A 5,408-nucleotide genomic window follows, 5' to 3' on the forward strand; every position below is an offset into this window, starting at 1 on the left:
TCCCTATCGCCGGCGACCGCCGGCGTCCACCGGGTCGCCGGACGACTCGACCGGGCAGCGCGTCTCCATCGCGGACAGCGCGGCGGCGTCCTCCTTGTGGGCCGCCGGGACGACGTACCGGTCGGAGTACTTGGCGACGGCGAGCAGCCGGTGCATGTCCTGCGCCTCACCGGGCGTGAGGCCGACGGCCTTCAGCACGGCCTCGTCGCCCGCCTCGCCGAGCGTCCGCTCACGCATGTACGAGCGCAGCGCGCTGAGCTTCATCAGCACCCCGGCGACGACCTCGGCGTCCCCGGCGGTGAACAGCTCGGCGAGGTACTCCAGCGGGATGCGCAGCCGGGTGACGGCGGCGAAGACGTGGTCGGGGTCGTCCTGGTCGCCGCCCGCCGCGTCCACGGCGTCGAGGACGGGCGAGAGCGGCGGGACGTACCAGACCATCGGCAGCGTCCGGTACTCCGGGTGCAGCGGCAGCGCCACCTTGTAGCGCATGACCAGGTCGTACACCGGGGAGCGGCGGGCCGCCTCCAGCCAGTCCCCCGGAATCCCGGCCTTCCGCGCCGCGGCGATGACCTCGGGGTCGCGCGGGTCGAGGAAGACGCCGCGCTGCGCGTCCAGCAGGTCCTTCGGGTCCGGGGTGGCGGCGGCCTCGCCGACGCGGTCGGCGTCGTACAGCAGCAGGCCGAGGTAGCGCAGCCGCCCGACGCACGTCTCGGAGCACACGGTGGGCTGCCCGGCCTCGATGCGCGGGAAGCAGAAGGTGCACTTCTCGGCCTTGCCGGTGACGTGGTTGACGTACACCTTCTTGTACGGGCAGGCCGTCACGCACATCCGCCAGCCCCGGCACCGGTCCTGGTCGACCAGGACGATGCCGTCCTCGACCCGCTTGTACATCGCGCCGGACGGGCAGGCCGAGACGCAGGCCGGGTTGAGGCAGTGCTCGCAGAGGCGCGGCAGGTGGAACAGGAAGGACTGCTCGTACTCGAACTTCACCTTCTCCGCCCACGCCCCGGTCAGGTTGGGGTCCCCGGCGGCGTGCTCGGGGGCGCCGCCGAGGCCGTCCTCCCAGTTGGCGCCCCAGGTGATGTCGGTGGGCCTGCCGGTGAGGACCGAGCGGGGCCGCGCGACGGGCATGTCGTCGCCCGCCGGGGCGCTGACCAGGTTGTCGTAGTCGTAGGTGACCGGCTCGTAGTAGTCCTCCAGGGCCGGCAGGTCGGGGTTGGAGAACAGCGACAGCAGCCGCTTGACCCGGCCGCCGGACCGCAGCACCAGCCGGCCGCGCCCGTCGAGCGCCCAGCCGCCCTTCCAGTGCTCCTGGTCCTCGTACCGGCGCGGGTAGCCGACGCCGGGCTTGGTCTCGACGTTGTTGAACCAGGCGTACTCGACCCCGGGCCGGTTGGTCCACGTCTGCTTGCAGGTGACCGAGCAGGTGTGGCACCCGATGCACTTGTCGAGGTTCATCACCATCGCGATCTGTGCCATGACGCGCATGTCAGTACTCCACTTGCTGGTCGCGGCGGCGGATGACGGTGACCTCGTCGCGCTGGTTGCCGGTCGGGCCGTAGTAGTTGAAGGCGTAGGTGAACTGGGCGTAGCCGCCGGCCAGGTGCGTCGGCTTGAGCAGCAGCCGGGTGAGGGAGTTGTGCATGCCGCCGCGCCTGCCGCTGACCTCCGTCTTGGGCACGTTCACGTTGCGGTCCTGCGCGTGGTACATGTACACGGTGCCCTCGGGCATGCGGTGCGTGACCACGGCGCGGGCGACGACGACGCCGTTGCGGTTGTACGCCTCGATCCACTCGTTGTCCCTCACGCCGATCCACTCGGCGTCGGCGGTGGACATCCAGATCGCCGGACCGCCCCGGGACAGGTCGAGCATGAACTTGTTGTCCTGGTAGTTCGAGTGGATCGACCACTTGGAGTGCGGGGTGAGGTAGCGGACCGTGACCTCGGCCCGGCCGTCCTCGCGCAGGTGCTCGTCGCCGTAGTGCCGGGGGGTGTTCAGCGGGGGCCGGTACACCGGGAGCTGCTCGCCGAGCTCGGCCATCCAGTCGTGCTGGACGAAGAAGTGCTGGCGTCCGGTGAGGGTGTGCCAGGGCTTGCGGTGCTCGGTGTTGATCACGAACGGCGAGTAGCGGCGTCCGCCGGTCTCCGAGCCGGACCACTCGTAGGAGGTCATCACCGAGCGCGGCTGGGTGCGGGTGTCGGCGAAGGTGATCCGGTCGGCCTCGCGCTCGGCGGACAGCTCGACCAGGCCCTCGCTGCCTGTCTGCCGCTCCAGTTCGCGGAAGCCCTCGGTGGCGAGGCGCCCGTTGGTGGTCCCGGACAGCGCGAGGATCGCCTCGCACATGTCGGACGCGGTGGCCAGCGAGGGCCGTCCGGCGGCGACGCCCTCCCGGACCGTCCCGCAGCGGTGCCGCAGGGCGTCCAGCTCCTGGCCGGGGTGGACGGTGACGCCCTTGGTGGTGGTGCCGAGGGTGTCGAGCAGCGGGCCGATGGCGCGCATCTTCTGCGCGGTCGCGGCGTAGTCCCGCTCGACGACGACCAGCTTCGGCATGGTCCGCCCCGGGACCGGCTCGCACTCGCCCTTCTTCCAGTCCCGCACCACGCCGCCCGGCTGGGCGAGCTCGTCCGGGGTGTCGTGCGTCAGCGGCACGGCGAGGACGTCGGTGCGGACGCCCAGGTGCTCGGCGGCCAGCTCGCTGAACCGGTCGGCGAGGCCGAGGAAGGTGTCGTAGTCGGTGCGGGCCTGCCAGGGCGGGGCGATGGCCGGGGTGAAGGCGTGCACGAAGGGGTGCATGTCCGTGCTGGACAGGTCGTCCTTCTCGTACCAGGTCGCGGCCGGGAGGACGACGTCGGACAGCAGGCCGGTCGAGGTCATCCGGAAGTCCATGGTGACCAGCAGGTCGAGCTTGCCCTCGGGGGCCTCGTCCCGCCACACCACCTCCTTCGGGCGGGCCTCGGGCGGGGTCTCGGCGGAGCGGACGGCCGCGTCGGTGCCGAGCAGGTGGCGCAGGAAGTACTCGTTGCCCTTGCCGGACGAGCCGAGCAGGTTGGCCCGCCACACGGTGAGGACGCGCGGGAAGTTGGCCGGGTCGTCGGGGTCCTCGACGGCGAACCGGAGCCGGCCGGCCTTGAGCTCCTCGACGATGTGCTCGGCGACCGGGCGGCCAGCGGCGGCGGCCTCGTCCGCCAGGTCCAGCGGGTTGCGGTCGAAGCCGGCGTGGCCGGGCGTCCAGCCCAGCCGGACGGCCTGCGCGAGGCAGTCGGCGAACCCCTGGCCGGTGAAGCGGCCCTCGCCGAGCGGCGACGCGAGCTCGTCGGGACCGAACGCCTCGTAGCGCCACTGGTCGGAGTTCAGGTACCAGTAGGACGTGCCCGCCATGTGCCGGGTGGGGCGCTGCCAGTCGAAGGCGAACGCCAGGTGCTGGAAGCCGGTGACCGGGCGGACCTTCTCCTGCCCGACGTAGTGCGCCCAGCCGCCGCCGTTGACGCCCTGGCAGCCGGTCATCGTGGTGAGCGCCAGGAACGCCCGGTAGATCGTGTCGGAGTGGAACCAGTGGTTGGTGCCCGCGCCCATCGCGATCATCGAGCGGCCGCGGGTGCGCTCGGCGTTGCGGGCGAACTCGCGGGCGATCCGGGCCGCCTGCGCGGCCGGGACGGAGGTGACCGTCTCCTGCCAGGCGGGGGTGTACGGCTCCGACGCGTCCTCGTAGGAGGACGGCCAGCTCCCCGGCAGGCCCGGCCGGGACACCCCGTACTGGGCCAGCATCAGGTCGAACACCGTGGTGACCAGGCGGCCGCCGATCCGGCGCACGGGCACCCCGCGCACCATGACCGAGCCGCCCTCGGTGGCGCCCTCGTCGAAGCGGGGCAGGGCGACGGCGACCGTGTCCTCCGCGCGTTCGATCAGGCTCAGCTCCGGGATGGTGTCGCCCAGGTCCAGGTTCCAGCGGCCCGCGCCGGTCTCGCCCCAGCGGAAGCCGAGCGAGCCGTTCGGCACGACCGGCTCGCCGGTGGCCGCGTCCAGCAGGACGGTCTTGGAGCCGGCGTTCTCGGTGTCCTCGCCGAGGTCGGCGGCGGTCAGGAAGCCGTCCGGGACCAGGCCCCGCTCGTGCTCGCGCAGGGTGACCAGGAACGGCGCGTCGGTGAACGTCCGCAGGTAGTCCTGGAAGTAGGGCACCTGGCGGTCGACCAGGAACTCGCGCAGGATCACGTGGCCCATGGCCATCGCGAGCGCGCCGTCGGTGCCCGGGTGCGGGGCCAGCCACTCGTCGGCGTGCTTGACGTTGTCGGCGTAGTCGGGGCTGACCGCGACGACCTTGGTGCCGTTGTAGCGGGTCTCGGTGACGAAGTGCGCGTCGGGCGTGCGGGTCACCGGGATGTTGGAGCCCCACATCACCAGGTAGCCGGCGTTCCACCAGTCCGCCGCCTCGGGCACGTCGGTCTGGTCGCCGAAGACCTGCGGGGACGCGACCGGCAGGTCGGCGTACCAGTCGTAGAACGACAGCAGCGTGCCGCCGATCAGCGACATGAAGCGGGCGCCGGCGGCGAACGACGCCATCGACATCGCCGGGATGGGCGAGAAGCCCGCGACGCGGTCCGGGCCGTACCGCTTGACCGTGTCCACGTGCGCGGCGGCGATCAGCTCGTTGACCTCGTCCCAGTCCGCGCGCACCAGGCCGCCCTTGCCGCGGGCCCGCTTGTAGGCGCGCGCCTTGGCCGGATCGCCGGTGATCTCCGCCCACGCGGCGACCGGGTCGCCGAGGCGGCCGCGCGCCTCGCGCCACAGCTTCAGCAGCTCGCCGCGCACGTACGGGTAGCGGACCCGGCTCGGCGAGTAGGTGTACCAGGAGAACGACGCGCCGCGCGGGCAGCCCCGGGGTTCGTACTCGGGGCAGTCGGCGCCGATGGACGGGTAGTCGGTGGCCTGGTGCTCCCAGGTGATGATGCCGTCCTTGACGTACACCATCCACGAGCAGGACCCGGTGCAGTTGACGCCGTGGGTGGAGCGGACGACCTTGTCGTGCGCCCACCGGTCCCGGTAGAAGCTCTCCCACTTCGGGTCGCCGTCCCCGAACACGGCGCGCCCGTCGGCCGACACCTCACGGCGGGTCAGCAGCCTGCGGGCGCCCAGCGGCCAGCCCGCTCCGGGCTGCGACACCGGGTGCCGTGCGTTCTGATCGTTCTCCATGGCTGAAACGCTAGAAGCCGGAGAGCCCCGGACGCTGAGGCCGGACGCCCCTGCCGCGCCACCTTCCGGCCCTATCTGAGCGGCCTCGATAGGGACCATCGGCCCTGGCGCGGTGGCCCGGTCGGTGACCACGCGAGACCGGCCGCTCTTGGTCGTCCCTTCGATGCGCTTCCCCGCGACGAATGAGGCCGAGCCTTTGATGTGAATCTGGCTGCCGGTG

2 protein-coding genes are annotated in these 5,408 nt (G+C 72.1%); both read right to left on the minus strand.

Annotation, left to right across the window (positions count from 1 at the left end):
• Positions 1–3: 3 nt before the first annotated feature.
• Positions 4–1,488: a nitrate reductase subunit beta gene (gene narH, locus AB0J52_RS25565; RefSeq protein WP_500184772.1), complete on the minus strand. Its 1,485-nt coding sequence runs from the start codon at positions 1,486–1,488 to the stop codon at positions 4–6.
• A gap of 1 nt (position 1,489) precedes the next feature.
• Positions 1,490–5,188, minus strand: a complete 3,699-nt coding sequence (locus tag AB0J52_RS25570; protein WP_500184773.1) for a nitrate reductase subunit alpha — start codon at positions 5,186–5,188, stop codon at positions 1,490–1,492.
• Positions 5,189–5,408: the final 220 nt, after the last annotated feature.

Origin of the sequence: Spirillospora sp. NPDC049652, from assembly GCF_040675125.1 — a bacterium.
Lineage (GTDB): Bacteria > Actinomycetota > Actinomycetes > Streptosporangiales > Streptosporangiaceae > Spirillospora.